This is a genomic window from Lentzea alba, from assembly GCF_047445655.1.
Lineage (GTDB): Bacteria > Actinomycetota > Actinomycetes > Mycobacteriales > Pseudonocardiaceae > Lentzea > Lentzea alba_A.
Map to the genome: position 1 here is coordinate 59,337 of NZ_JAJAEG010000014.1, position 25,900 is coordinate 85,236.

Genomic DNA, 25,900 nt, shown 5'->3' on the forward strand with positions numbered 1-25,900 from the left:
CACGGGGGCTTTTCACAGTTCTAAAAGCAGGAGGTCAGGCCTTCGGGTCGGACGGCTTGCCCGCGAGCTCGCCGGCCTTGTCCTCCGCGCTGATCTCCTCCGAGACCTGCGCCTTCTTGCGCGCGTTCTCCAGGGCCACGGTCTCCTCGACCGGGTCCGGCGACCACGTGCTGCCGGCGACCGGGTGACCGGCCGAGCCGAGCTTGTTCATCTTCTTCGGCACCGACGCGCCCTGGTAGGCGAGCGGGATCGGGTGGCCGTGGTCGTCCACCGGGCCGAGCGGCTGGTGGATCTCGATGAACTCGCCGTGCGGCAGGCGCTTGATGATGCCGGTCTCGACACCGTGCTCCAGCACCTCGCGGTCGCCGCGCTGCAGACCGATGCAGATGCGGTACGCCACGAAGTACGCGATCGGAGGCAGGACCAGCATGCCGATGCGGCCCATCCACGTCGTCAGGTTCAACGAGATGTCGAACTTGTACGCGAAGATGTCGTTGCCGCCCATGAGCAGCAGGACCATGAAGTACGTGATCGCCATCCAGCCGAGCGCGGTGCGGACCGGAACGTCACGCGGGCGCTGCAGCAGGTTGTGATGCGCGTAGTCCTTGGTCATCTTCTTCTCGATCCACGGGTACACCGCCGCGATGCCGGTCAGCAGCGGCAGACCGAGGATGAACGGCAGGAACGGCGCCGGGATCGTGTAGTTGCCCAGGTAGAACTCCCACGCGGGCCAGATGCGGACCAGGCCGTCGGTCCAGCCCATGTACCAGTCAGGCTGCGAACCGGCGGAGATCTGCGCGGGGTTGTACGGGCCGAAGTTCCAGATCGGGTTGATCTGGAAGACGCCACCCATGATCGCGATGACACCGACGACGATGGCGAAGAAGCCACCGCCCTTGGCCGCGAACACCGGCATGATGCGGACGCCGACGACGTTGGTCTCCTTGCGGCCCACGCCCGGGAACTGCGTGTGCTTCTGGTACCAGACCAGCGCGAGGTGCGCCGCGATCAGACCCAGGATGATCGCCGGGATGATCAGGATGTGCGCGGTGTAGAGCATCGGGATGATGTCCGTGCCGGGGAACTCCCCGCCGAACATCAGCCAGTTCAGCCACGTGCCGATGACCGGGAACGAGATCAGCAGCGCCGCCATGACGCGGAGGCCGGTGCCCGAGAGCAGGTCGTCCGGCAGCGAGTAGCCGAGGAAGCCCTCGATCGCGCCGAGCATGAACAGCACGATGCCGATGACCCAGTTGATCTCACGCGGCTTGCGGAACGCGCCGGTGAAGAAGATCCGGAACATGTGCACGACGATCGCGGCCATGAACAGCAGCGCCGCCCAGTGGTGCACCTGGCGGACGAACAGGCCACCGCGCGTCTCGAACGAGATGTCGAGCGTCGAGGCGAACGCCCGCGACATCTCGATGCCGCGCAGGTTCTCGAACGCGCCGTTGTAGGTGACCTCGGTCATCGACGGGTCGAAGAACAGGGCGAGGTACGTACCCGACAGCAGCAGAACGATGAAGCTGTAGAGCGCGATCTCACCGAGCAGGAACGACCAGTGCGTCGGGAAGACCTTGTTCAGCTGTTTACGCAGGCCAGCAGCTGCGTGGTAGCGCTCGTCGGCAGCGTTAGCCGCCGCCCCTGCGACGCGCGCGGCCGCGTTGGCCGGCTTCGTCGGCGTGGTGATGGCACTCATGACTTCCGCTCCCAGAACGCCGGACCCACAGCCTCGATGAAGTCGCTGCGGGCAACCAAGTATCCCTCTTCGTCCACAGTGATTGGAAGCTGGGGAAGAGGACGGGTCGCCGGACCGAACCGCGGCTTGGCGTACTCGAACACGTCGAACTGCGACTGGTGGCACGGGCAGAGCAGCAGACCGGTCTGCTGCTCGAACAGCGACGTCGGGCAACCGAGGTGCGTGCAGATCTTCGAGTACGCGTACAGGTCGCCGAAGTTGAAGTCTTCCTGACCGGCTCGCTTGGTGACCGCCTGGTTCGGGCGCAGGCGGATGAGCATGACCGGCGCGTCGGCCCGCTTGAGGGCCGCGACCAGGGCGTGCTCGTCGTCGCGCTCGGACTCCCGGAACGGGAACACCGTCTCGAAGCCGCCGGGCTCGACGTCCTCGGGACGTACCAGGGAGACCTCGTGGAAGTTGCCGGTGTGGCGGCGGAGGTAGACCTTCTCGCCCTTTTCGGCCTTCCAGCCGGTGTGCCACAGCGAGGCCTTGGTCTCGCTGTCCGAGTGCGGGTTCTTGATCAGCGCGCCCAGCGGGACGGCCGCCACGCCCAGACCCAGCACGCCGGCGCCGAGGCCCGCGGTGCGCTTGATCAGGCTGCGGCGGGCGATGCCGCTGCGCTCACCGGCGTCGGCGAGCTCGGCGACGAGCGTGGCGCGGTCGACCTCGGCCGACGGGCCGTCGTGACGCTGCTGCACCGCGAGCTCGTCCGGGATGAACTTCTTGGTGTACAGCAGCGCGCCGACACCGAGACCCACCACCGAGACGCCCAGGAACAGGCCGATCAGCGGGTTGTACAGGGAGTGCAGCAGGTGGCCGTGCTCGTTCGAGGGGGCCTCGTACTGCCACGGCCAGAACAGGAACACGCCGAGGAAGGCCAGGCCCGCCAACGCGGAGATCATGAACCACAGGGCGACCTGACGCTGAGCGCGACGCTCGGCGCGGGTGCCGGGAACCGGCCACTTCTCCTCGTAGTGGACCAGCTCGACGCCGTCCATCTGAGTGCCGAGCTTGACGAGGTCGTCCCGGCTCATCTCCGCGAGTTCTGCCTCGCTGGGCAGCTCGATCGGCTTGTCGCCGCTCATGCCTTGGCTCCGATCCAGAGGGTGACGCCGATGAGCGCGGCGATACCCACGATGAACGCGATCAAGCCCTCGGACACGGGTCCGAACCCACCCAGCGGGTTACCGCCGGAGTTGTTGTTCCCGTCGGTCACCGACTTGACGTACGCGATGATGTCTTTCTTCTCTTCCGGCGTGAGCTGGCGCTCGCCGAACTTCGGCATGTTCTGCGGGCCGGTCAGCATCGCCGTGTAGATCTGCTCTTCCGTGACCCCGTCGAGCTCCGGCGCGAACTTGCCGGACGACAGCGCGCCACCACGACCCGTGAAGTTGTGGCAGCTGGAGCAGTTGAGGCGGAAGAGCTCGCCACCGCGCGCCGGGTTCTCGCCGCGCAGGGCCTCACCGGTCTCGGAAGGCATCTTCGGGCCCTCGCCGCCGTTCGCGGTGATGTAGGCCATCAGCGCGTTGATCTCCTCGGGGGAGAGCTTCGCGGGCTTGCGGATGGCCTGCGCCTCCTGCCGCGCCATGGGCATGCGGCCGGAGGAAGTCTGGAAGTAGACCGCGGCGTCGCCGACGCCGATCAGGCTCGGCCCGCGGTCCTTGACACCTTCGAGCGACAGGCCGTGACAGCCCGCGCAGGTGTTCAGGTAGATCTGCTCGCCCTGGCGGACCAGCGCGGCGTCCTGCTGCGCCTGCGCGGTCTGGGCCTGGGGCGCGAACGCGGCGAACAGCATGCCGGCGCTCAGCAGGCCGAAGCCCAGCGCGAGCAGGCCGGCCACCCGGCGGCGCAGCTTCGTGCGGGCGCCGCGGGGGCGTTTCGTAGTGGTGGTCATGGTGTGCGGCAACCCTTGCTGTCAGTTCGGGAGCTCGTGGCTTTGCTACGTGCTGACCAGGTCAGGGCACGATGTAGATGATTGCGAACAGGCCGATCCACACGACGTCGACGAAGTGCCAGTAGTACGACACGACGATCGCCGAGGTGGCCTGTGCAGGCGTGAACTTGCTGAGCTTCGTCCGGATCAACAGGTAGACGAACGCGATCAGACCGCCGATGACGTGCAGGCCGTGGAAGCCGGTCGTCAGGTAGAAGACGGTGCCGTAGGCCGAGGACGGGATCGTCGTGCCGGCGTGAACCAGCTCGACGTACTCACCCGCCTGACCACCGACGAAGATCGCGCCCATGATCAGCGTCACGATGTACCAGCGACGCAGACCGAAGACGTCACCCCGCTCCGCCGCGAACACGCCCCACTGGCACGTGAAGGACGACGCCACGAGGATGATCGTGAAGACCGCCGCGTAGGGGATGTTCAGGTGGGTGGGCGGAGGAGGCCAGGGTCCTTCGTTCTGGGCCTTCACCGTGAAGAACATGGCGAAGAGGCCAGCGAAGAACATGAGCTCGCTGGACAGCCAGACGATCGTGCCGACGCTGACCATGTTCGGGCGGTTCAGCGAGTGCACGCGCTGGCCGATTGAAGGCGCTGCCGTGGTCACGGGCAGCATTATTGCTTGCGTAATTTCCGTCCGCCCATCGGGTCCTGGGCAGATCATGGGTCGGCTGGGTCACACAGCGGGTGATCGCGAGGAGATCAACGAGATGGGCGTGCTGGGCCGATTGCGGGACTGGCTGCATCGACAGGACGAACCGTCGTTGTCGATCGACGATCCGACGCTCGTCGTGGTGGTCGAGGCGTTCGACATCGTGGAGGCGGATTCGGCCGCTCTGGCCCGTTCTCCGCAGTGGCGTGCGGACGAGCTCGCGGTGCTGCGCCACCACGTGCGCATACCGCCTGAGCAGGTAGAACGTGCGCGAGAGCTGCTAACTCCGGACGGCTGGATGCTCGTCGCAGGTGATATATCGCATATCAGTCGGGTGCAGAAGCTGGACGCTCTGCACTGCGCCCAGGAGCGGTCGCGGATGGCCTCGCTGGCGCAGCGGCTCGGCGGTGAGGCCCTCGGGTGGGACGCCCTACAACCGGCGCAGGCGCCCGCCCGATAGCATCACGGCGACCTTGGTCACTTTCTTCAGGACCGCAGTCGGCAGTCGCAGCGGAGGATCCAGAGATGAGCACGCAGACCACGAAGATCCTGGTGTTCAGCCACCGGCCCGAGGTGCGTGAGACGATCATCACTGCGGTCGGCCGCCGCCCGGCGCCGGACCTGGCGCGCGTCGACTTCATCGAGGCGGGCGCGATCGCCGACGTCCTCTACGAGGTGGACAACGGCACGGTCGACCTGCTGATCCTCGACGGCGAGGCGCAGCCGACCGGTGGCATGGGCCTGTCCCGCCAGCTCAAGGACGAGATCACGAACTGTCCGCCGATCGTCGTCGCGGTGCGCCGCAAGGACGACCGCTGGCTCGCGACGTGGTCGCAGGCCGACGCGGTGCTGGTGCACCCGCTGGACCCGCTGGCCGCCGCCGAGACCGTGGCCGAGGTGCTGCGGGGCTCGGCTGTTCCTGTCGTCAGGGGCTGAGCGCGCCATGGGGGAAACAGAGCGCACCTGGCCGACACTGCTCAACCGGTTGCTCGACGGCGTCGACCTGACCGCGGACGACACCGCCTGGGGAATGGACCAGGTCATGTCGGGCGAGGCGACGCCGTCGCAGATCGCGGCGTTCATCGTCGCGTTGCGCGCCAAGGGCGAGACGCCGGAGGAGATCGACGGCCTCGCGACCATGATGCTCAACCACGCCCGCCGGTTCGACGTGGGCGTGCGCGCGACGGACATCGTGGGCACCGGCGGTGATCATTCCGGTTCGGTGAACATTTCGACGATGGCCGCGATCATCACGGCGGCTGCGGGCGTGCCGGTGGTGAAGCACGGCAACCGCGCGGCGTCGTCGCAGTGCGGCACCGCGGACGTGCTGGAGGAGCTGGGCGTCGCGATCGACCTGCCGCCCGACGGCGTCCGGGCGACCGTGGCCGAGCTGGGCATCGGCTTCTGCTTCGCGCCGGTGTTCCACCCCGGCTTCCGGCACGCGGGCCCGGTGCGCCGCGAGATCGGCATCCCGACGTCGTTCAACCTGCTCGGCCCGCTGACGAACCCGGCCCAGCCCCAGATCGGCCTGATCGGCTGCGCCCGTGCCGCTGCGGCGCCGTTGATCGCCGGTGTGTTCGCCCGCCGCCGCAACACCGCGCTGGTGGTGCGCGGCGACGACGGCCTCGACGAGATCACGACGACCACGACGACGTCCGCGTGGCTCGCGCAGGACGGCGAGGTGCGGACGGAGACCATCGACCCGTCGGTGCTGGGCGTGAAGCCCGCGCGTGAGGAAGACCTGAAGGGCGGCGACGCTTCCGTCAACGCCCAGGTGGTCCGCGACCTGGTGGCAGGCAAGACGGGTTCGGTGCGCGACGCGGTGCTCGTGAACGCCGCCGGTGCCATCGCGGCGCACGGAGGGTTCTCCGCCGACCTGCACGCCGACCTGACGGCCTCGCTGGGCCGTGCCGCCGAAGCGATCGACTCCGGGGCCGCGGCCTCGTTGCTCGGTCGCTGGGTGGAGCTCTCCCAGTCCTTGAAGGGCTAGTAGGAGCTTTCTCGGTCACGCGTCGTCGTCGGCGCGTGACCGTGCTCGCACGACCGCTGCATCGGTGTAGTCCGAGCGAGTGACGGGCCGGAGATGCGCACCACGTGGTAACGCGGCGGCAATCGCCACCTGGAATGCTGGAGGCATGGTCCTCTACCCGGTGATGAAGCATGTCGTCGCGCGCGCAGCCCGTCTTGTCTACCGCCCGGTGGTGGACGGTCTGGAGAACATCCCCACCGACGGCCCCGTCATCCTGGCGGCCAACCACCTCAGCTTCATCGACAGCGTCGTGATCCCCATGGTCGTGCCGCGACGCGTGTCGTTCCTCGCGAAGGCGGAGTACTTCACCGGCACCGGTGTGAAGGGTTCGCTGTCCCGCTGGTTCTTCTCCTCGCTGGGCCACGTGCCGGTGCACCGAGGCAAGGGCCGCGACGCACGCGCCGCGCTCGACACCGCCGCCGAGATCCTGGGCCGCGGCGAGGCCTTCGCGATCTACCCGGAGGGCACCCGCTCGCTCGACGGCATGCTCCACCGCGGCCGCACCGGCGTCGCCCGCATGGCGCTGGAGTCCGGTGCCCCGGTCGTGCCGGTCGGCATCATCGGGACGGACAAGGTGCAGCCCGTCGGCAGCCGGTTCCCGAAGATCGTCCCCGTGACGGTCCGCTTCGGCGAACCGCTCGACTTCAGCCGCTACGACGGCATGCAGGAGTCGCTGCCGGTCCTGCGCAGCGTCACCGACGAGATCATCTACCGCATCCTGGACCTCAGCGGCCAGGAGTACGTCGACGCGTACCAGAAGACCCCCGAGAAGGTCACCGCAGCCGCGTAGCGCTCAGGCGCCCACTCAGGACCTGCGAAGGGCCCTCCCCGCCATCACGGCGGGGAGGGCCCTTCGCGCAGTATGCGATATATCGGACGCACCGCTGATATACGGGATTTCGGCGGCAACCGACGACCAGCCGATATATCGCATACGGGATATCTGGAACGCCCGCTGCCAGCCGGCGCGGGCCGATATCCCGTATCCGATATGCAATACATCACATGCTGGATATCAGCTCCGGAAACGCCTGAGGCCCTCCCCATGACGGGAAGGGCCTCAGCAAGCGATATCCGATATATCGGATACGGGATATCAGTCGTGGTTGGGACCGGTGTGGTACTCGAACACCAGACCGCCGACCATGATCAGCACCATGACAATGGCGATCACGAGCAGCCACACGTGCCAGAACGCCACCGCGACACCGGCGGTCGCCGCCGCGGCCGCGAGGCCGACCGGCCAGTACGAGCCGGGGCTGAAGAAGCCCAGCTCACCGGCGCCGTCGGACACCTCGGCCTCGGGGTTGTCCTCCGGCCGCACCTCGATGCGGCGGGCGACGAACCGGAAGTAGGTCCCGGTGATGAGGGCCAGGCCACCGGTCAGCGCGAGCGCCACCGTGCCGGTGGGCTCGACGTGGCCGGTCGCCGCGTGCGTCCAGTAGCCGTAGACGACGGCCATCAGGAACGAGAAGGCCATCACCAGGTCGAATACGCGAGCTTCGATCTTCATCGCGGGGCGTTCCCTACTTCTGACCCGCGCCGGAGGCCTCGCGGGCCGTCCGGTCGGTGTTGAACGGGGTGGTCGTGGTGGCCAGCGGCGCGCACAGCTCGCCGCAGTTCACCTGCGACAGCGCCTCGGCCGTGGTGAACGGCTTGCCCGTCTTCGGGTTGATCTCCTTGCGGATCTCGATGTACTTGTCGAAGTCGGCCGCCTCAAGGGCCCTGACCTCGAAGTTCATCACCGCGTGGTACGAGCCGCACAGCTCGGCGCACCGGCCGACGAACGCACCGGGACGGTCGATCTGGTCGATCTGGAAGACGTTGTCCTGGTTGTTCTTCTCCGGCATCGGGAAGACGTCCCGCTTGAAGTGGAACTCCGGCACGAAGAACGAGTGGATGACGTCCGTCGAGCGCAGCTTGAACTGGATGCGCTTGTGCGCCGGCAGCACCATGATCGGGATCTCGCCCGAGGTGCCGACCGTGCTGACGACGTTGCCCTCTTCGGTCTTGTGGTCCGGGTACTGGAACTCCCAGTTCCACTGGAACGCGATCACGTCGACGTTCACGTCGGGCTTGCCCGACTTGTCCGTGACGTAGTTCTGCGTGACGGCGGTGAAGTAGAACAGCACCGCCACGATCACCGTCGGCACGACGATGAGCACGATCTCCAGCGGGAGGTTGTACGCCGTCTGGCGCGGCAGCTCTTCCGACTTCTTGCGGTGGAAGACCACCGACCACAGGATCAGGCCCCACACGATGACGCCGACGACGAGCGCGGCGATCACGGACCAGGTCCAGAGCTCGCGCATCTTCTCGGCCTGCGGCGTGACGGCCACTGGCCAGCCGAAGCGCAGCACCTCGTCCGTGGAGCAACCGGTGGCCCCGATACCGACCAGGCCGACCAGCCCGGCGGTCTTCGCCAGCCGGGATGCCCTGGTGCCCTCCTTCAGGCCCACTGCTCGCCCGCCTCCTCGTTCCATGCCAACGGATCAAGCGGGAGCGTAGCCCAGCGCAACGGCGCTCACCCCTTGGGGGCACCGCCGCTGCGGTGCAGTTTCGGTCACACAGAGCCCCTTCGGCATACTGAAGACTTCCCCGTCGTATTTCTTGAGAGGTGCGAGAGCCTTGTGCGGCCTGGCAGGACTTGTTTGCCCTAGCGAGAACGAGGCCGAGAGCGCACGCCCGGCGGTGGAGGCCGCGCTGCGCTGCATGCGGCACCGCGGCCCCGACGAGAGCGGCACCCGACGGGTCGACGAGGTCGTCTTCGGGTTCAACCGGCTCGCGATCATCGACATCGAGCACTCCCACCAGCCCCTGACGTGGGGCCCGCCGGAGGCGCCGAGCCGGTACACGATCAACTTCAACGGCGAGATCTACAACTACCTGGAGCTGCGCGCCGAGCTCACCGAGTCCTTCGGCGCGGTCTTCCACACCGACGGCGACACCGAGACGATCGTCGCCGCGTACCACTACTTCGGCCCCGCGGCGATCACGAAGCTGCGCGGCATGTTCGCCTTCATGATCTGGGACTCCGAGCGCGGGATCGTGTTCGGCGGCCGCGACCCGTTCGGCATCAAGCCCCTGTACTACGCGAAGGGCGCCAAGGGCGTCGCGTTCTCCAGCGAGAAGAAGATCCTGCTGGAGATCGCCCCCACCCTCGGCATCGAGCCGAAGATGAACGTCAAGGGCCTGCAGCACTACCTCACGCTGCAGTACGTGCCGGAGCCCGCCTCGCTGCACGACCAGATCTTCCGCGTCGAGTCCGGCCACTCGTTCACGCTGGTGCCGGGTGAGGCACCGACGTTCGAGCGCTACTTCCCCGCGAACTTCAAGGTGCGCACCGTCCGCAACGAGGCCGAGGCGGACGCGCTGTACGACGAGATCACGGCGGCGCTGCGCGACTCGGTCGCCAAGCACATGCGCGCGGACGTCACGGTCGGCTCGTTCCTGTCCGGCGGCATCGACTCCACTGTGGTCGCGGCGCTGGCCAAGGAGCACAACCCGGACCTGATCACGTTCACCACCGGCTTCGAACGCCAGGGCTTCTCCGAGGTCGACGTGGCCGCGGAGTCGGCGGCGCTGATCGGCGTGAAGCACGTCGTCCGCACGGTCAGCGCGCAGGAGATGATGGACTCCCTACCGCTGATCACCTGGTACCTCGACGACCCGGTGGCCGACCCGGCTCTGGTGCCGTTGTGGTTCATCGCCCGTGAGGCACGTCAGCACGTGAAGGTCGTCCTGTCCGGCGAGGGCGCGGACGAGCTGTTCGGCGGCTACACGATCTACCGCGAGCCGTTGTCGCTGGCGGCGTTCGAGAAGGTGCCCGGCGCGCTGCGCAAGGCGATGGGCAAGGTCTCCACGAAGATCCCGCAGGGCGTGCGCGGCAAGGACCTGCTGCGTCGTGGCGCGCTCACGCTGGAGGAGCGCTACTACGGCAACGCGCGCATCTTCCTCGACCCGCAGCTGCGCGAGGTGTTGCGCACGTACGACTCGAACGTGTCGCACATGAACGTCACGGCCCAGCCGTACCGCGAGTCGCAGCACTGGGACCCGGTCACGCGCATGCAGCACGTCGACCTGTTCACGTGGCTGCGCGGCGACATCCTGGTCAAGGCCGACAAGATGACCATGGCGAACTCGCTGGAGCTGCGCGTCCCGTTCCTGGACCCCGAGGTCTTCAAGATCGCCTCGCAGATCCCGAGCGAGCTGAAGATCACGAAGGACACCACGAAGTTCGCGCTGCGCAAGGCGATCCGCGACATCGTGCCCGCGCACGTGCTGAACCGCCGCAAGCTCGGCTTCCCGGTGCCGATCCGGCACTGGCTCAAGGACGAGATGCACGACTGGGCGGTCGACATCGTGCGCACGTCGCAGACCGACCAGTACCTCGACAAGCACGCGGTGCTGCGCCTCATCGAGGAGCACCGCTCCGGGATCATCGACCACAGCCGCCGCATCTGGGCGCTGCTGGTGTTCATGATCTGGCACGGCATCTTCATCGAGGGCCGCATCAAGCCGGTGGTGCCGGAACCGCACTACCCGGTCAAGCTCTGACGAATCGGGGCCCCTCCTCGGAGGGGCCCTTTTCGTTCAGCGACGACCTTGCGCGCTGCAGATCGCATAGGAGCTGACGATGGTCTCGGGCGACGCCATCAGCTCCAGGTAGCGGTCGAACTCGGCGTCGGAGAGCGGCAGTTTCGCGCGCACCTGGCGTGCGGTAGTGGCGAGCAGCCGGCAGCCCGGCGAGCCGCCCTCCCACTCCTGCACCTCGCGGGAACCGCTGACGTCGTGCAGGCCCGTGTCGACCAACGCCCTCTCGATGCGCGCGCCCCACGCCAGCTCCGCACCGGCATGGTCGAGCAACGTCAGCACGGCGTTCTTCACCCGCATGATCAGCTTCGCGTCGTCGGGCGCGGCTTTGAGGACGTCGAGCGGGAGGCAGTCGAACTCGTCGAGCACGAGCCAGCCGCCGGGACGCAACGAGTCGCGCAACTTCCGCAAGACGGTGTCACGAGCGGGAAGGTGGAACAGCACCAGGCGCGCGTGGACCAGGTCGAACGCGTTCCCAGGCAATATATTGGATACTACGTCGTGCTCCAGGACGGTGATGTTGTCACGTTCCTCGAGCCGGGAGACGTCGAGATCGGTGACCGTCACGTGCCCGGACGGGGCGACGACGTCGGCGAGCCAGGTCGCCACCGATCCCCCGCCGCCCCCGACCTCCAGGCAGCGCCAGCCGTCCGTGATGCCGAGCCGCTCGACGCGGGCGAAGGTGCCCGCGTCGAGCAGGGAGCTCAGCGCGTCGAACTGCGGATCGAGCAACTCACCGGTGTCGCCGAACAGGTACGTCCCCATTGTCCGATCATGGCAGGACGGGGGCGATCTCCTCAGCAGCTTCGTCGCCAAACGCGCCGCGAATGCGCGCGATCGCCGACTCGCTCTCCAGCACCCATTCCTGCGTGCCAACGGTTTCGAGCACCTCGACGGCGATCAGCGAACCGAGCTGAGCCGCGCGCTCCAGGCTCAGACCAGCGGACGTGCCGGCGAGGAAGCCCGCGCGGAAACCGTCGCCGACACCGGTCGGGTCGGTCTTCGCGACCTCGGGGACCGCGGGCACGTGCAGCGAGAGGCCGTCGCGGTCGACGATCTCGACACCCTTGGCGCCGAGCGTGGTGACGCGCTTGCCGACGCGGGCGAGGACGTCGGCCTCGGTCCAGCCGGTCTTCTGCAGCAGCAGTTCCCACTCGTAGTCGTTGCTGAAGAGGTACTCGGCACCTTCGATGAACGCGCGCGCCTGGTCGCCGTCCATGCGGGCGAGCTGCTGCGACGGGTCGACGGCGAAGCGGTAGCCGCGCTGACGGCACTCGTCGGCGTGGCGCAGCATGCCGGCGGGGTCGTCCGGGCTGATCACGACGAGTTCGAGGTTCTCGACGCGGTTCGCGATCGGCGCGAGCTCGATGTTGCGCGCCTCGGCCATCGCACCGGCGTAGAAGGAGGCGATCTGGCACATGTCGTCGTCCGTCGTGCAGACGAACCGCGCGGTGTGCGCGACCTCGGACACGTACACGCCCGACGTGTCGACGCCGTGCCGCTCCAGCCACGAGCGGTAGTCGTCGAAGTCCTTGCCGACGGCGCCCACGAGCACCGGCCGCACCCCGAGCACGCCGAGCCCGAACGCGATGTTCGCGCCGATCCCACCGCGGCGGACTACGAGGTCGTCGACCAGGAAGCTCAGCGACACACGGTCGAGACGCTCCGCGACCAGCTGGTCCGCGAATCGGCCCGGAAAGTGCATCAGATGGTCGGTCGCGATGCTGCCGCACACGGCTACCGGCACGTCGGCTCTCCCTTTACGTTGTTGCGCTACGTGACAACTCACCCGGATGAGTGCAGTCGTGAAGACTACCGTTTGGTAGGTCTACCGCAGGTCAGACCACCGTCATAACGTCGGGGCGTGACGATCCCTGAGGCGACCACGATGAGTGAGCTGATCGAGGACTGCGCGCAGCTCCCCTTCGCTCTGACGCACCCCGAGCACCCCCTTCCCGCCCCGCGCGCGGCCGCGCCATGGCAGGTCGACGAGCGGTGCACCCACCAGGTCGAAGGCCTGGCCGAGTATGGCGTCTGAACCTCTGGGCTGATCCCCAGTTGGTCCGAACACGGCTGAGGCCGCGTTCCCGTCGATGCGGGAACGCGGCCTCACGCGTCTGTTCGCCTTAGTGGAACGAGTCGCCGCAGGCGCACGACCCGCCGGCGTTCGGGTTGTCGATCGTGAAGCCCTGCTTCTCGATCGTGTCCACGAAGTCGATGACGGCGCCTTCGACGTACGGCGCGCTCATGCGGTCAACGGCGACCTTCATGCCGTTGAAGTCGACCAGCGCGTCACCGTCGAGCGAACGCTCGTCGAAGAACAGCTGGTAGCGCAGACCAGCGCAACCGCCGGGCTGGACGGCGATGCGCAGGTGCATGTCGTCGCGGCCCTCCTGGTCGAGCAGCGCCTTGGCCTTGAGGGCGGCCGCATCGGTCAGCGTCACGCCGTGGCTGGGCGCCTCGGAGGTCGAAGCGGCATCCTGAGCGGTCGTCATGGCTCTCCTAAGAGGTCCTTTGCGGGCGGTTCGCCCTTCAACAACACGGGCGTTCCCCGCTTTGTTCCACTCCCATGGTCCCACAACGGCCACCCCTGACGCCCCAGGTGTCGACTGTCACGTAGACCACCCTCAAGCCAACCGATATATCAGCGCGAGAGCAGACTGCGCCTCAATCCGCTCGCCGCCGGATCGCCGGATGGATCTTCAGGTGCAGTTCCCGCTGCTCATCACGGTGCTCGTCGAGCCGCTCCGGCTCGACCATCAGCATTTCGCCGATCCGCGCGTCCGACCACCCCTTCGCGCGAGCCGCGTCGATGAACCCCGACTCGGACTGCGCCGCCATGATCCGCGCGGTGAAGATCTGGTGGAACCAGACCTCCATCACCTCGTCAGGCGGCACCGCACCCCGTTGCACAGCGAGGTTCAGCCCCACCAACTGGTTCGGTTTGAGCATCACCGCACTCGTGTCGCCGAACACTTCCTCCAGCCACGCGTCAACGCGCGGACTCCGATCCATCAGATCCCCCTCAACGCGACCACTGTCTGGCTACGTGCTGCGCCGTTGCAATGAGACTTTTGCGGGCGTCCGCAATCGACTTTTGCACGGAGCCGACGTGGTCGGACACCGAGTAGGCGTCCTGGACGCCGGCGGCGCCCATCTCGCGGCGGCCGACGCTGACCTGGCCCGCGATGGCAATACATGGGATACCGCGTTCGGCGGCGCCTCCGGCGACGGCGGTGATGAGCTTGCCGCGCAGTGACTGCCAGTCGAAGCTGCCTTCGCCCGTGACGACGACGTCGGCGTCGTCGAGCGCGGCGTCGAGGCCGGTGAGTTCACGGACGAGGCCGGCGCCGGACTTCACCGTCGCACCGAGTGAGAGCAGCGCGGCGCCGAGGCCGCCGGCCGCGCCGGCACCCGGTATATCGGATACGGGTTTGAGGACGTCCATCGCAGCGAGCTTTGCATCGAGGCGCTCGACGGCCTCCGGGGACGCGCCCTTCTGCGGGCCGAACGTGCGGGCGGCGCCGTGCGGGCCGAGGAGCGGGTTCTCGACGTCGGACGCGGCGATGAGCGATATATCAGTCAGTTCGACGTTGGCGTCGGCGAGCGCGGCGAGCATGCCGGCGCCGCCGTCGGTCGTGCCGGAGCCGCCGAGGCCGACTGTGATGGCATCGTTGTCATCCGCAGCTGCCGCGATGAGTTCGCCAACGCCTCGCGTTGTCGCCGTCTCGCAGGATTCCGGGCGGAGCTCCGCGGGGATGAGGTGGAGGCCGCACGCTTCGGCGGACTCGATGTAGGCAACGCGCCGACCGTCGGCGTGCACGCTGAGCCAGCGTGCCTCGACCGGTTCGCCGAGCGGGCCTGTCACGCTGATATATCGGATATCACCGTCGAGGGCTGCGTGCAGGACGTCCACGAAGCCGGGGCCGCCGTCCGCCAGCGGGCGTTCGGTGATGGCGTCGTCGGGTTTGGCGTCGCGCCAGCCCGTGGCGATGGCGTCGGCGGCCTCGCGGGCGGTCAGGGTGCCGCCGAAGCAGTCCGGAGCGATGAGTACGCGCACCTCGCGAAAGGTACAGAAGAACCACTGTCCTACCCTGTTGCCGTGAGGTTCCTGCGCCGCAACTCCGCCGCTAACGAAGCCCCGGCCACCGAGTCGACCGACGAGGTCGCCGAGTCCACCCGCACGGCGGGCAAGGGCAGGCCCACGCCGAAGCGGCGTGAGGCGCAGGGCCGGCGCAGTGGCCCGGTCCCGCCGCCGCCCCGCACGCAGCGCGAGGCGTTCAAGCGCATGCGCGGCAACAAGGTGAGCAAGGAAGAGCGCCGTGCCGCGGCGAGCGAGCGCCGTCAGCGGATGATGGCCGGCGAGGACAAGTACCTGCTGCCGCGCGACCGCGGTCCGGTGAAGGCGTACATCCGCGACCTCGTCGACTCGCGCCGCAACCTCATGGGCCTGTTCATGCCGCTCGCGATCCTCGTGTTCGTGGCGCTGCTGACGCCGTCGCTGGCGGTCCAGCGGTACGCGACGCTGGCGACGACGTTCATGCTGATCGCGATGATCATCGAGGGCCTCATCCTCGGCCGGATGGTCACGCGGAAGGTCCGGACGAAGTTCCCGACCGAGCCGATCAAGGGCATCTCGATCGGCTGGTACTCGTTCATCCGCGCGAGCCAGCTGCGCCGCCTGCGCGTCCCCAAGCCGCGTGTGAAGCCAGGCGAGGCCGTCAAGTAGTTGCGCGAGAAGCAGCGCAAGCTTCAACTGCCGGAGAAGCTGCGGTGGAACCACAACGAGTGGTACCGCCGCTGGCTGCTCCGGCAGTTGCCGTCTCGGGCCGATTCGGCGCTGGACGTCGGGTGCGGGCTCGGCGATCTCGCCCGGTCGATCAACGCCGCCGAGGTCACCGCCATCGACGCGAGCGCCCGCATGATCGAACGCGCGAGTGCGACGAGCGACCGCGTCCGGTGGATCCACGGCGACGTGCTGACCTGCGAACTGGGACGCTACGACGTCGTCACCGCCGAGGCGAGTTTGCACCACTTGCCGTTGCGAGAAGGTCTGACCAGGCTCGCCGGGCTGACCAAGCCGGGTGGGCTGCTGATCATCATCGGTCTGTACATGACGGCGTCCAAGACCGACCGCGCCATGGAGCTCGTGACGTTGCCCGCGAACGCACTCGTCGGCCTCGTCAAAGCGGTGAACGGAACCGGTGGCACGCCGCACGACACCGAGATGCCGATGGTGATGACGGCGCCGACACTGCGAGAGATCCGCGCGGCGGCCGAAAAGATCACGCCCGGCGCACGCGTTCGCAGGCACCTGTTCTGGCGATACTCGCTGGTCTGGCGCGCACCCGAAGTTCATTAGCAGGACGAACGATTTCGGTTTAAGCTCCGATGTATGAAGTTCCGTCGTCTCGGCCGCAGCGGCCTGAACATCAGTGAGATCTCGTACGGGAACTGGCTCACCCACGGTTCCCAGGTCGAGGAGGAGCAGGCGCACGCCTGTGTGAAGGCGGCGCTCGAGTCGGGGATCACGACCTTCGACACCGCCGACGTCTACGCCAACACCGCCGCGGAGTCGGTGCTCGGCAGGGCGCTCAAGGGTGAGCGGCGCGAGTCGCTGGAGATCCTGACGAAGGTCTACTGGCCGACCGGTCCCGGTGGCGCCAACGACCGCGGGCTCGGCCGCAAGCACATCATGGAGTCGGCCAACGCGTCGCTGAAGCGCCTGCAGACCGACTACGTCGACCTGTACCAGGCCCACCGGTACGACCACACGGTGCCGCTGGAAGAGACGATGCTGGCGTTCGCCGACCTCGTCCGCCAGGGCAAGGTGCTCTACGTCGGTGTCTCCGAGTGGACCGCCGAGCAGATCACCCGCGGTGCCGCGCTGGCCCGCGAGCTGCAGGTGCCGTTCGTGTCGCACCAGCCGCAGTACTCGATGCTGTGGCGGGTCATCGAGCCGCAGGTCATCCCGGCCTGTGAGCGCGAGGGCCTCAGCCAGATCGTCTTCTCCCCCGTCGCGCAGGGCATCCTGACCGGCAAGTACCTGCCCGGCGCCGAGGTGCCGGAGGGGTCGCGCCTCGCCGACGAGCGCGGGTCGAAGATGATCGCGCGCTGGATGCGCGACGACGTGCTGTCGGCCGTGCAGCAGCTCAAGCCGATCGCCGAGGAAGCCGGCGTCACGATGGCGCAGCTCGCCGTCGCGTGGGTGCTGCGCAACCCGAACGTCGCGTCCGCGATCATCGGCGCGTCGCGTCCGGAGCAGGTCTACGAGAACGTCAAGGCCATCGACATCGTGCTCGACGACGACGTGCTCAAGCAGATCGACAACGTCCTCGAAGGCGTCATCACCGACGACCCGAGGCTGACGGCCGAAGGCTGATCAACCGGCCCTGTTCTCATTGGGCAGGGTGCAGGCTCATCGGGCCGTACACCTCGGATTCCGAGTGCAGCAGCGTGACCTGCTCGACCCCGGCGTCGAGCAGGTCACGCCACTCGGCGCTGAACCACTCCTCGGCCTCGGTCTGCTCGGCGAACGTCACATCCGGGCCCGCGATCTCGCGTCCCTGTGCATCCTGGTAGCGCCAGCGGAACTCCATGGGACGAAGGCTAACTCTTGTCATCTCGCACTCTCGTGCTCGGCGGAGCGCGTTCAGGCAAGTCAGCGCACGCGGAAGGCCTGCTGACCGAGCCTGCCGTGACTTACGTCGCAACGGCCCGCCGCTACCCCGACGACCCGGACTGGGACGAACGGATCGCGCTGCACGTCGCGCGCCGTCCGTCCACTTGGCACACGGTCGAGGCCTCCGCGCCTCCCGATCTGCCCGCGCTGCTCACCGCCACGCAGTACGAAGACCCTCCGATCCTGGTCGACGACCTGTCGACGTGGCTGGTCGGCGTGCTGGACGACGCTGACGCGTGGGAGGGGAACGGCACCGACACCGTCGAACTCCACGTCGACGAACTCGTGCGATCGGTCGCCACGTGCCGGGCGCGGCTGGTGCTGGTGACGGCGGAGGTCGGCCTCGGCGTCATTCCGTCGACGCGCTCAGGCAGACTCTTCCGCGATCACCTCGGTGCGCTCAACGCGCGCGTCGCCGAGGTGTGCGACGAGGTGTTCCTGCTCGTCGCCGGCATTCCACTGAGACTGCGATAGGAGCGCCCTGGTGAGCACCGAGTTCCCGCCGGTTGAACCGCCGGACGAGACCGTTCTGCGCGAGGCCGAGGCCCGGCACGCGGTGCTGACCAAGCCGGTCGGCTCGCTCGGGCGGCTCGAGGAGCTGGGCAACTGGATCGCGGCGTGCCAGGGCGTGGTGCCGCCGAAGCCGTTCGTGCGGCCTCGCGTCGTCGTGTTCGCGGGCGACCACGGCGTGACCGCGCAGGGCGTGTCGGCCTACCCGAGCGAGGTGACCGGCCAGATGGTCGCGAACTTCCTCACCGGGGGCGCCGCGGTCAACGTGCTCGCGCAGGTCGCAGGCGCCACGGTGCGCGTGGTCGACATGGCGGTCGACGCGGACACCCCGGCGGCGGTCAGCGCGCACAAGGTGCGGCGGTCGTCCGGATCGATCGACCGCGAGGACGCGCTCACCCGCGAGCAGTGCGAACTGGCGATCGCGGCCGGTCGCGCGATCGCCGACGAAGAGGTCGACGCGGGCGCCGACGTGCTCGTCGCCGGAGACATGGGCATCGGCAACACCACGCCGGCCGCGGTGCTGATCGCGTCGCTGACCGGGTCGGAGCCGGTCGCGGTCGTCGGGCGCGGCACCGGCATCGACGACCAGGCGTGGATGCGCAAGACGGCGGCGATCCGGGATGCGCTGCGCCGGGCCCGCCTCGTGATCAGCGACCCGATCGCGTTGCTCGCCACGGCCGGTGGCGCGGACCTGGCGGCGATGGCCGGGTTCCTCGCGCAGGCCGCCGTGCGACGGACTCCGGTCGTGCTCGACGGCGTCGTCGTCGGTGCCGCCGCTGTCGTCGCCGAGGAGCTGGCGCCGGGCGCACGTGAGTGGTGGGTCGCCGGGCACCAGTCGGCTGAACCCGCGCACGCGATCGCGCTGGGCCACCTCAACCTGAAGCCGCTGCTGGAGTTCGAGATGCGGCTCGGCGAGGGCTCCGGTGCGGTGGCAGCGCTGCCGTTGCTGATCGCGGCGGTGAAGGTGATCGCGGAGATGGCGACGTTCGAGAGCGCCGGCGTCACCAACAAGGAATGAAGCTTGCCCTCTCCTGGCTGACCGTCTTGCCGTTGCGTGTCGACGACGTCGACGACAAAGCGGCAAGGCGGGCCATTGCATGCGCGCCGGTCGTCGGCGTGTTGCTCGGCGCGTTCGTGGTCGTCGTGCTCAAGCTGCTTGCGGTATCCAATATATCGGCGCTCGTAGCTGGGTTCTTGGTCGTCGGCGTCGTCGCTCTCGCAACGCGGGGCATGCACCTCGACGGGCTCGCTGACGTGGCCGACGGGCTCGGTTGCTACGGGCCGCCGGAGCGCGCGCTGAAGGTCATGAAGGACGGCGGCGCGGGGCCGTTCGGTGTCGTCTCGCTGATCGTCGTGCTGGGGGCGCAGGCCGCTGCGCTCCCGCACGCTCAGTGGGGTGTCATCGTGCTGGCGTTCGCGACGAGCCGGGCCGCGTTCGGGATCTGTTGCATGCGTGGTGTGCCCGCCGCACGGCCCGAGGGGCTTGGCGCGCTTGTTGCGGGCACACAGCATCCGCTGGTGGTCGTCGGAACGTGGGTGGTGCTTGCTGCTGCGGCGGTTCCGCTCGGGTGGCGGGCGGTCGTCGCCGTCGTCGTCGCGGGCGCACTGGTGTGGCTGCTCGTGAAGCACACCGGAAAACGTTTCGGCGGCATCACCGGTGATGTGCTCGGTGCTGCCGCCGAAATCGCGCTTCTGGCCGTACTGGTGATCGCCTAGCCCAGGGTCGTCATCCAGCCGTGGGAGTCGGCGACGTGGCCGTGCTGGAGGCCGGTCAGGCGCTCGCGCAGCTTCATCGTCACCGAGCCGGAGCCACCATCGCCGATGGTGAACTCGCCGCCCGCGTGCTTGACGTGGCCGACCGGCGTGATGACCGCGGCCGTGCCACAGGCGAAGACCTCGGTGAGCTCACCGGAGGCGTTGGCCTTCTCCCACTCGTCCGTCGAGATGCGACGCTCCTCCACCGACAGTCCGAGGTCGGAGGCCAGCTGCAGCAACGAGGAGCGGGTGATGCCGGGCAGCAGCGTGCCGGTCAGCTCAGGCGTGACGACCTTGTCGCCGAAGACGAAGAACAGGTTCATGCCGCCCATCTCCTCGACCCAGCGGCGTTCCACCGCGTCGAGCCAGACGACCTGGTCGCAGCCCTTCTCCGCGGCCTGCGCCTGCGCCACGAGGGACGCGGCGTAGTTGCCGGCGAACTTGGCCGCGCCGGTGCCACCGGGAGCCGCGCGGACGTACTCGGTCGAGAGCCACACGCTCACCGGCCGGACGCCGCCCGCGAAGTAGGAGCCCGCGGGTGAGGCGATCAGCACGTAGATGTACTCGGACGCGGGTCGCACGCCGAGGCCAGCCTCCGTGGAGAACATGAACGGCCGCAGGTAGAGGGATTCCTCCTCGGCCGTCGGCACCCAGCGGTTGTCGACCGCGAGGATCTGCCGGACAGACTCCAGGAAGAGCTCGTCGGGAAGTTCGGGCATCGCCATGCGGCGGGCCGACGCGCGGAACCGCGCGGCGTTCGCCTCAGGGCGGAAGGACGCGATCGAACCGTCGGGCTGGCGGTAGGCCTTGAGCCCTTCGAAGATCGCTTGGCCGTAGTGCAGCACCATTGCCGCGGGGTCGAGTGAGAGAGAGCTGTAGGGGCCGACTTCAGCGTCGTGCCAGCCCTTCTCCCGGTTCCAGCGGATCGTCACCATGTGGTCGGTGAAGTGCTGCCCGAAGCCCGGCTTGGCAAGTACCTCCGCTACGCGCTCCGGGGTCGCCGGGTGCGGGTGGGGAGTCCGGGTGAAAGGCAACTCGCTCGTCATGTGAGCACGGTAACCCGCAGGTCGGGATACGGAAAATCGTCTTCCCAAAACTCGGACGTCCTACTAAGTCGGGCTTTGTAGAGTCCCCGGCCATGACCACGGAAGAAGGATCTTCGAAGGGCGCCGACGTGCGCACCGTTTTACAGGCCGCGCTGCTCGTCCTGGGCACCGGTATGACGTTGCTGATCGGCTGGGCGAACAGCGGCGCCGGGGGTGTGGTGGGTGCCGTGTTCATCGCCGGGATGTTCCTGGCGATCTACTACTCGCTCAACAAGGGCAAGCCGAACACCAACAGCCGCGTCACGTGGCTTGCGGTGTGTGTTGGCGTGCTGCTGCTCGTTTTCCTCTCAATGACGCTGTCAGGCCGATGAGTCCCGTGCCCGCGCCCAGTCCCGCGAGGGAGATGAGCAGCGCGGGCACCGGCATGCTCATCGCGAGCAGCACCGAGAGTCCGAGGCCGAGGCAGGCCGTGCGCATTGGCCACGTGCGGTCGTTCTGCAGCAGCACACGAGCCGATGCGTTCGTGAAGGCGTAGTAGAAGAGCGTCGCGCACGCGGCCACGCCCAGTGCCGTCGCCAACGGCATGAGGACGATCGCGAGAGCGGAACCGGCGACCACCGCGAACGTGAGTGCTCCGGGCATGAGGCGGGACGGCAGTTCGCCGTCCTCCACGAGTCCGGTCAGCGTGCGGTGTGCGGACGAGAGAACGAAGTGCAGTGCGGCCACACCTGCGACCGCGGCTGCGATCTGCACGAGCGGCACCAACGCGGACGCATCCGCCGCGGCGAGCGCGTCTCGCAGCGGCGCTGGTGACAGCGCGAGGCGCGCGCTGCCGAGCTGACGGAGCACACCGGCACCCACGGCCAGATAGACCACGAGCGACAGTCCGATGAGGACCGGAATCGCGATCTTCAGCACGGCCGGCGAGTGCGCCCGCTCACCGCGAGGCGGGGCGGTGATGCGTTCGAAACCCGCGAATGCCATGAACATCAGGCCCGCGACGCCCACCAGCTCGTTGACCGTGCCCGTCTCGCCTGCCGACGGCACCGGTTCGATCGAGAAGCTCGACGCGACCACGAGCGCCAGCACGCCGAGCACGACCAGTGCGGCGAGGACGCTGACGCCTGTGGTGAAACGGAAACCCACCGCGCCGAGCAGCGCCGTGGCCGCGACGAGGGCGAGCGCGCCGATCACCGGCTGGTCCGGCACGACGTACGCGCCGAACATCAACGCCACCACCGCCGCCATCGCACACCGGCCGAGGAGGTGGGCGGTGGCCGTCATCCGTGCGGGCCACACGCCCAGCTGCGCGCGCACGTATCCGTAACCGCCGCCGGCATCGGGGTAGGCACGGGACTGGTCCGCTGTCGAGAAGGCCGAGCACAGCGCGGCGAACGCGGAAAGAGCCAGCGCGGGGAGCACCCACCAGCCGGCAAGGCTTGCGGCAGGGGCGAATCCGGCGAAGACCCCCGCACCGAGCACCGCGGGCAGACCGAGCGCGACCGTGGCAACGATCTCGCGAGGCGTGTGGGTCACCGGTACACACTCGCAGATGCGGCATCCGGTCGTAACCACCCGGTCGACTGATGCGTGAAATGGGCGAATCGCCACCGAGAGCAACTGTCAACGTCACTGATTGCCGCCGAACGGGGCGGGCCTCGGCATTGGTGGACGATCGGACCTTTAGCATAGGTCACGATTCCGACCGCCCCTACCACGCACAACCCTGGAGCAGCACGTGACAGCCCCGAAGCTGGCCCTCACCGAAGGTGACCTGAGCACCACCGCCGCGGACGCAGTCGTCGTGGGCACCCTGCAGGGTGCGGACGGTCTGGAGCTCGCTCCGGGTGCCGACGCTGTCAACGCCGCGTTCGACGGCGCGCTGCTCGAGGTGCTCGGCACCCTGCGCGCGTCCGGCAAGGCCGACGAGCTCGTCAAGGTGCCGACGTTCGGCAAGCTCGCCGCCCCGCTCGTGCTGGCCGTCGGTCTCGGCAAGTCCGCCGGCGAGGAGCAGGTGCGCCGCGCGTCCGGTGTCGCCGCCCGCGCGCTGGCCGGCAAGAAGCGCGCTCTGAACACGCTGGCTTCCGTGCACCTCGTCGCCGCCGCCGAAGGCACGCTGCTGGGCGCCTACTCGTTCACCGAGTACAAGTCCGACAAGGGTGAAGCCGCGGTCGCGAAGGTCGACCTCATCGCTCCCGCGTCGAAGGAGAACAAGGCCGCGCTGAAGGCCGCCGTCGCGATCTCCGAGGCCGTCGCCATCGCGCGCGACTTCGTGAACACGCCGCCGAACGACCTCTACCCCGCCTCGTTCGCCGACCGCGCCGCGAAGCTGGCCACGGCCGCGGGCCTCGACGTCGAGGTGCTCGACGAGAAGGCGCTGAAGAAGCAGGGCTTCGGCGGCATCCTGGGCGTCGGCGGCGGCTCGTCGCGTCAGCCGCGGCTCGTGCGGATCTCCTACAAGGGCGCCAAGGCGGTCAAGAAGGTCGCACTGGTCGGCAAGGGCATCACGTTCGACACCGGCGGCATCTCGATCAAGCCGGCGCTGGGCATGGACGAGATGACCTCGGACATGTCCGGCGCCGCCGCGATCGTCGCGACGATGGTGCTCGCCGCGAAGCTCAAGTACCCGCTGGAGATCATCGCGTCGATCCCGATGGCGGAGAACATGCCGTCCGGCGACGCGTACCGCCCCGGCGACGTGCTGACCATGTACGGCGGCAAGACCGTCGAGGTGCTCAACACCGACGCCGAGGGCCGCCTGATCCTGTCCGACGCCATCGTGCGCGCGTGCGAGGACGGCCCGGACTACCTGATCGAGACCGCGACCCTGACCGGCGCGCAGGTCGTCGCGCTGGGCAAGCGCACCGCGGGCGTCATGGGCTCCGACGAGTTCCGCGACCGCGTGGCCGCCATCGGCACGGCGGTCGGCGAGTCGGCGTGGGCCATGCCGCTGCCCGAGGAGCTGCGCGCGGACCTCGACTCGCGCCTGGCGGACCTGGCGAACGTCACCGGGCACCGGTGGGGCGGCATGCTCGCGGCCGGTCTGTTCCTGCGCGAGTTCGTGGCCGAGGGCGTGCAGTGGGCGCACATCGACATCGCGGGTCCGGCGTACCACACGGGTGGCGCTTACGGGTACACCGCGAAGGGCGGCACTGGCGTTCCGGTGCGGACGATCGCGGCCGTGCTGGCGGACATCGCAGCCAACGGCTGAGTCCTGCTCGCTGGGCGGGCGGAGTCCTTCGGGGCTCCGCCCGTTGTGCATCCAACTGATATATCGGTCACTGCTACCTGGCGCTTTGCAATGACTCTTTGGACTTCGTCCGCAAAAGACTCATTGCAAGGGGGCGGGGAGCGGTTTACTGCGTGCTGTGTCGGCTGCTGCTCGTGACTTCCTGAAGGGTGTGCGCAAGGGCTCGGTGGTGTGCGGGACCGTGGGGGCGATCCACAACTTCGGGGTGTTCGTTCACCTCGACGGCGAGCCCGATCCGGAGGACCCGATCGGGTTCGTGCGGGTGCCGGAGATCACCTGGCGGCACTTCCGCGAGCTCGACGAGGTGATCGCTGTCGAGGACCGCGTGCGCGGCGAGGTGATCGATGTTGACGAGCAGCGGCTGCAGGTGTGCGTGTCGCTGAAGGCGTTGCAGCCGGACCCGTTCGTGCCGCTCGCCGGCCGGATCGGCGAGGTGGTGCGCGGGCCGGTCACGATGATCTTCGGTGATCACGGGGTGTTCGTCCGTGTCGCCGACGGCGTCGAGGGGCTGGTGCCGCGGGCGCAGTTGCGGGGCGAGGTGCGCGTGGGCGACGAGATGGCGGTCGAGATCGCCGAGGTCGATCTGGCGCGGCGCCGGGTGCTGCTGAGCCGCGTGGAGTGGTGAGCGGCTTCGATTGTGGGCAGGTGGTCGTTGTCGATCAACGACCTGCAAGCGCAGCCGGTGGCGGCCGAGGTGACCGAGGCCGAGATCCGGCTCGAGGCGCTGCGGCGGAAGTTGCTCGGTGAGGCGCCAACGGCGGGCGACTGAACGGAGACACGGCTCTCAACGGGCTGGGCGCGGGGCACTGATGCGAGGAGGATTTCCACATGGGGACGCATCGGTACGAGGTCGACGTCGTGTGGACCGGCAACACCGGGAGCGGGACTTCCGGGTACAAGGCCTACGAGCGCGCGCATGAGGTGCACGCCGAGGGCAAGGAGATCATCCTCGGGTCGTCGGATCCGTCGTTCCGCGGCGACCGGTCCCGGTACAACCCGGAGGAGCTGCTCGTCGCGTCGTTGTCGCAGTGCCACATGCTCTGGTACCTGCACCTGGCGTCGACCAACGGGGTCGTCGTCACCGACTACCGCGATCACGCCACCGGCACGATGGCCGAGCATCCGGACGGGTCGGGGCGGTTCACCGAGGTGACGTTGAACCCGGTGGTGACGATCGCCGATCCCGCGACGAGGGAGACGGCGCAGGCGTTGCACGAGAAGGCGCACTCGATGTGCTTCATCGCGGCCAGCGTGAATTTCCCGGTGAGGCACGAGCCTCAGGTGAAGGTCTAGATTTCGCCGTTGGCCTTTTTGCGCGCGGTGTAATCGCGCATGCGCTTCGGGTAGCCGACGATGCCCGCGTCGTAGATCGGCATGCCCTGTTTGCGGGCGAACGCGCGCGCGGCGTCCGGTGACGCGACTCGGCGGCGGGTCCACTCGCCGTCGTGAGCGACGAGAACCACAGTGGTTTCGGTCACCGTGGTCTTCGGCTCCACATAGGCCTCGACGCCGTGGCGGCTCTTCGTCCACTGTTCGAGGTGGCTCGTGTCCTGGTTGGAGGCGGTTCGCAGCACACCAGGGCGCGGCTTCCTGCGAAAACGATCGAACAGCCCCATCGAGCACCTCCTGCGCTTCCCTCCACCATGGTGCCAGGTGAGGGTGTTATGAGTAGGTGAATGATCAGATCGAGACGTGGT

31 protein-coding genes are annotated in these 25,900 nt (G+C 68.3%); 16 read left to right on the top strand and 15 right to left on the bottom strand.

The window, feature by feature from the left end; genetic code table 11:
* Nucleotides 1-34 precede the first annotated feature (34 nt).
* The 4 genes from LFM09_RS23525 to LFM09_RS23540 form a co-directional block, all read right to left on the bottom strand.
* Nucleotides 35-1,699, bottom strand: coding sequence for a cytochrome b (locus LFM09_RS23525; protein WP_414098688.1), 1,665 nt, complete (start codon nucleotides 1,697-1,699; stop codon nucleotides 35-37).
* Nucleotides 1,696-2,823 (bottom strand): ubiquinol-cytochrome c reductase iron-sulfur subunit, encoded by a 1,128-nt coding sequence (locus LFM09_RS23530; RefSeq protein WP_414098689.1) that lies wholly within the window; start codon nucleotides 2,821-2,823, stop codon nucleotides 1,696-1,698. The genes LFM09_RS23525 and LFM09_RS23530 overlap by 4 nt, the downstream gene beginning before the upstream one ends.
* Nucleotides 2,820-3,632, bottom strand: coding sequence for a c-type cytochrome (locus LFM09_RS23535; protein ID WP_414098690.1), 813 nt, complete (start codon nucleotides 3,630-3,632; stop codon nucleotides 2,820-2,822). Before LFM09_RS23535 ends, LFM09_RS23530 begins: the two co-directional genes overlap by 4 nt.
* A gap of 61 nt (nucleotides 3,633-3,693) precedes the next feature.
* Complete coding sequence (locus tag LFM09_RS23540) at nucleotides 3,694-4,302, bottom strand: cytochrome c oxidase subunit 3 (protein WP_414098691.1); 609 nt, start codon at nucleotides 4,300-4,302, stop codon at nucleotides 3,694-3,696.
* Nucleotides 4,303-4,396: 94 nt separating this feature from the next.
* On the opposite strand from LFM09_RS23540, the gene LFM09_RS23545 reads away from it, so the two are divergent.
* The 4 genes from LFM09_RS23545 (at nucleotide 4,397) to LFM09_RS23560 (ending at nucleotide 7,157) form a co-directional block, all read left to right on the top strand.
* The gene (locus tag LFM09_RS23545; protein ID WP_414098882.1) at nucleotides 4,397-4,798 is read left to right on the top strand and encodes a hypothetical protein; all 402 of its coding nucleotides are present in this window, start codon (nucleotides 4,397-4,399) and stop codon (nucleotides 4,796-4,798) included.
* A 65-nt stretch (nucleotides 4,799-4,863) separates the two neighbouring features.
* The gene (locus LFM09_RS23550) at nucleotides 4,864-5,274 is read left to right on the top strand and encodes a hypothetical protein (protein WP_414098692.1); all 411 of its coding nucleotides are present in this window, start codon (nucleotides 4,864-4,866) and stop codon (nucleotides 5,272-5,274) included.
* A 7-nt stretch (nucleotides 5,275-5,281) separates the two neighbouring features.
* Nucleotides 5,282-6,328: an anthranilate phosphoribosyltransferase gene (gene trpD / locus LFM09_RS23555; RefSeq protein WP_414098693.1), complete on the top strand. Its 1,047-nt coding sequence runs from the start codon at nucleotides 5,282-5,284 to the stop codon at nucleotides 6,326-6,328.
* Between the two features lie 145 nt (nucleotides 6,329-6,473).
* The gene (locus LFM09_RS23560) at nucleotides 6,474-7,157 is read left to right on the top strand and encodes a lysophospholipid acyltransferase family protein (protein WP_414098694.1); all 684 of its coding nucleotides are present in this window, start codon (nucleotides 6,474-6,476) and stop codon (nucleotides 7,155-7,157) included.
* Nucleotides 7,158-7,463: 306 nt separating this feature from the next.
* On the opposite strand, the gene LFM09_RS23565 is transcribed toward LFM09_RS23560, so the two are convergent.
* A complete protein-coding gene (locus tag LFM09_RS23565; RefSeq protein ID WP_414098695.1) occupies nucleotides 7,464-7,880 on the bottom strand; it encodes a cytochrome c oxidase subunit 4 in 417 nt (138 codons plus the stop codon).
* A gap of 13 nt (nucleotides 7,881-7,893) precedes the next feature.
* Nucleotides 7,894-8,826 (bottom strand): cytochrome c oxidase subunit II, encoded by a 933-nt coding sequence (gene coxB, locus LFM09_RS23570; RefSeq protein WP_414098696.1) that lies wholly within the window; start codon nucleotides 8,824-8,826, stop codon nucleotides 7,894-7,896.
* 169 nt (nucleotides 8,827-8,995) lie between these two features.
* Between coxB and asnB the strand changes: the two genes are divergently transcribed.
* Entirely contained in the window at nucleotides 8,996-10,924 is a 1,929-nt protein-coding gene (gene asnB / locus LFM09_RS23575; protein WP_414098697.1) for an asparagine synthase (glutamine-hydrolyzing), read from the top strand.
* A 36-nt stretch (nucleotides 10,925-10,960) separates the two neighbouring features.
* Here the strand turns inward: asnB and LFM09_RS23580 are convergent, their stop codons facing one another.
* Nucleotides 10,961-11,725, bottom strand: coding sequence for a class I SAM-dependent methyltransferase (locus LFM09_RS23580; RefSeq protein WP_414098698.1), 765 nt, complete (start codon nucleotides 11,723-11,725; stop codon nucleotides 10,961-10,963).
* Between the two features lie 7 nt (nucleotides 11,726-11,732).
* On the bottom strand, nucleotides 11,733-12,665 hold the full coding sequence (locus tag LFM09_RS23585; protein ID WP_414098883.1) for a carbohydrate kinase family protein: 933 nt from the start codon (nucleotides 12,663-12,665) through the stop codon (nucleotides 11,733-11,735).
* A gap of 159 nt (nucleotides 12,666-12,824) precedes the next feature.
* Between LFM09_RS23585 and LFM09_RS23590 the strand changes: the two genes are divergently transcribed.
* Nucleotides 12,825-12,998, top strand: a complete 174-nt coding sequence (locus tag LFM09_RS23590) for a hypothetical protein (RefSeq protein ID WP_156093539.1) — start codon at nucleotides 12,825-12,827, stop codon at nucleotides 12,996-12,998.
* Nucleotides 12,999-13,086: 88 nt separating this feature from the next.
* Here the strand turns inward: LFM09_RS23590 and LFM09_RS23595 are convergent, their stop codons facing one another.
* The 3 genes from LFM09_RS23595 to LFM09_RS23605 form a co-directional block, all read right to left on the bottom strand.
* Nucleotides 13,087-13,455 carry a HesB/IscA family protein gene (locus LFM09_RS23595; RefSeq protein WP_414098699.1) on the bottom strand — a complete coding sequence of 123 codons (369 nt, stop codon included), beginning with the start codon at nucleotides 13,453-13,455 and terminating at the stop codon, nucleotides 13,087-13,089.
* Nucleotides 13,456-13,627: 172 nt separating this feature from the next.
* Nucleotides 13,628-13,975, bottom strand: coding sequence for a hypothetical protein (locus LFM09_RS23600; RefSeq protein ID WP_414098700.1), 348 nt, complete (start codon nucleotides 13,973-13,975; stop codon nucleotides 13,628-13,630).
* A gap of 10 nt (nucleotides 13,976-13,985) precedes the next feature.
* A complete protein-coding gene (locus LFM09_RS23605) occupies nucleotides 13,986-15,020 on the bottom strand; it encodes a glycerate kinase (RefSeq protein ID WP_414098701.1) in 1,035 nt (344 codons plus the stop codon).
* A gap of 42 nt (nucleotides 15,021-15,062) precedes the next feature.
* On the opposite strand from LFM09_RS23605, the gene LFM09_RS23610 reads away from it, so the two are divergent.
* Genes LFM09_RS23610 through LFM09_RS23620 form a run of 3 tightly spaced genes read left to right on the top strand, consistent with a single transcriptional unit; the run spans nucleotide 15,063 to nucleotide 17,342 of the window.
* On the top strand, nucleotides 15,063-15,689 hold the full coding sequence (locus tag LFM09_RS23610) for a DUF3043 domain-containing protein (protein WP_414098702.1): 627 nt from the start codon (nucleotides 15,063-15,065) through the stop codon (nucleotides 15,687-15,689).
* Nucleotides 15,690-16,322, top strand: a complete 633-nt coding sequence (locus tag LFM09_RS23615) for a class I SAM-dependent methyltransferase (protein ID WP_414098703.1) — start codon at nucleotides 15,690-15,692, stop codon at nucleotides 16,320-16,322.
* A gap of 33 nt (nucleotides 16,323-16,355) precedes the next feature.
* Nucleotides 16,356-17,342, top strand: a complete 987-nt coding sequence (locus LFM09_RS23620) for an aldo/keto reductase family protein (protein WP_414098704.1) — start codon at nucleotides 16,356-16,358, stop codon at nucleotides 17,340-17,342.
* Nucleotides 17,343-17,358: 16 nt separating this feature from the next.
* Here LFM09_RS23620 and LFM09_RS23625 read toward each other — a convergent pair whose 3' ends face one another.
* Entirely contained in the window at nucleotides 17,359-17,559 is a 201-nt protein-coding gene (locus LFM09_RS23625; protein WP_414098705.1) for a hypothetical protein, read from the bottom strand.
* A gap of 17 nt (nucleotides 17,560-17,576) precedes the next feature.
* Between LFM09_RS23625 and cobU the strand changes: the two genes are divergently transcribed.
* Genes cobU through cobS form a run of 3 tightly spaced genes read left to right on the top strand, consistent with a single transcriptional unit; the run spans nucleotide 17,577 to nucleotide 19,868 of the window.
* Entirely contained in the window at nucleotides 17,577-18,116 is a 540-nt protein-coding gene (gene cobU / locus LFM09_RS23630; protein WP_414098706.1) for a bifunctional adenosylcobinamide kinase/adenosylcobinamide-phosphate guanylyltransferase, read from the top strand.
* A 10-nt stretch (nucleotides 18,117-18,126) separates the two neighbouring features.
* The gene (gene cobT, locus LFM09_RS23635; protein ID WP_414098707.1) at nucleotides 18,127-19,170 is read left to right on the top strand and encodes a nicotinate-nucleotide--dimethylbenzimidazole phosphoribosyltransferase; all 1,044 of its coding nucleotides are present in this window, start codon (nucleotides 18,127-18,129) and stop codon (nucleotides 19,168-19,170) included.
* Nucleotides 19,167-19,868: an adenosylcobinamide-GDP ribazoletransferase gene (gene cobS / locus LFM09_RS23640; protein WP_414098708.1), complete on the top strand. Its 702-nt coding sequence runs from the start codon at nucleotides 19,167-19,169 to the stop codon at nucleotides 19,866-19,868. Before cobT ends, cobS begins: the two co-directional genes overlap by 4 nt.
* On the opposite strand, the gene LFM09_RS23645 is transcribed toward cobS, so the two are convergent.
* On the bottom strand, nucleotides 19,865-20,953 hold the full coding sequence (locus tag LFM09_RS23645; protein ID WP_414098709.1) for a branched-chain amino acid aminotransferase: 1,089 nt from the start codon (nucleotides 20,951-20,953) through the stop codon (nucleotides 19,865-19,867). The two genes, cobS and LFM09_RS23645, sit on opposite strands and share 4 nt — an antisense overlap.
* Before the next feature lie 92 nt (nucleotides 20,954-21,045).
* Here LFM09_RS23645 and LFM09_RS23650 point away from each other — a divergent pair, with 92 nt between their 5' ends.
* Nucleotides 21,046-21,324 carry a hypothetical protein gene (locus LFM09_RS23650; protein WP_414098710.1) on the top strand — a complete coding sequence of 93 codons (279 nt, stop codon included), beginning with the start codon at nucleotides 21,046-21,048 and terminating at the stop codon, nucleotides 21,322-21,324.
* On the opposite strand, the gene LFM09_RS23655 is transcribed toward LFM09_RS23650, so the two are convergent.
* Complete coding sequence (locus LFM09_RS23655; RefSeq protein ID WP_414098711.1) at nucleotides 21,254-22,489, bottom strand: amino acid permease; 1,236 nt, start codon at nucleotides 22,487-22,489, stop codon at nucleotides 21,254-21,256. The two genes, LFM09_RS23650 and LFM09_RS23655, sit on opposite strands and share 71 nt — an antisense overlap.
* Nucleotides 22,490-22,691: 202 nt before the next feature.
* Here LFM09_RS23655 and LFM09_RS23660 point away from each other — a divergent pair, with 202 nt between their 5' ends.
* The 3 genes from LFM09_RS23660 (at nucleotide 22,692) to LFM09_RS23670 (ending at nucleotide 25,496) form a co-directional block, all read left to right on the top strand.
* Nucleotides 22,692-24,164, top strand: coding sequence for a leucyl aminopeptidase (locus tag LFM09_RS23660; RefSeq protein ID WP_414098712.1), 1,473 nt, complete (start codon nucleotides 22,692-22,694; stop codon nucleotides 24,162-24,164).
* A gap of 157 nt (nucleotides 24,165-24,321) precedes the next feature.
* Entirely contained in the window at nucleotides 24,322-24,828 is a 507-nt protein-coding gene (locus LFM09_RS23665) for a S1 RNA-binding domain-containing protein (protein ID WP_414098713.1), read from the top strand.
* A 203-nt stretch (nucleotides 24,829-25,031) separates the two neighbouring features.
* Complete coding sequence (locus LFM09_RS23670; protein ID WP_414098714.1) at nucleotides 25,032-25,496, top strand: OsmC family protein; 465 nt, start codon at nucleotides 25,032-25,034, stop codon at nucleotides 25,494-25,496.
* Here the strand turns inward: LFM09_RS23670 and LFM09_RS23675 are convergent.
* A complete protein-coding gene (locus LFM09_RS23675) occupies nucleotides 25,493-25,819 on the bottom strand; it encodes an oxidoreductase (protein WP_414098715.1) in 327 nt (108 codons plus the stop codon). The genes LFM09_RS23670 and LFM09_RS23675 overlap by 4 nt on opposite strands.
* Nucleotides 25,820-25,900: the final 81 nt, after the last annotated feature.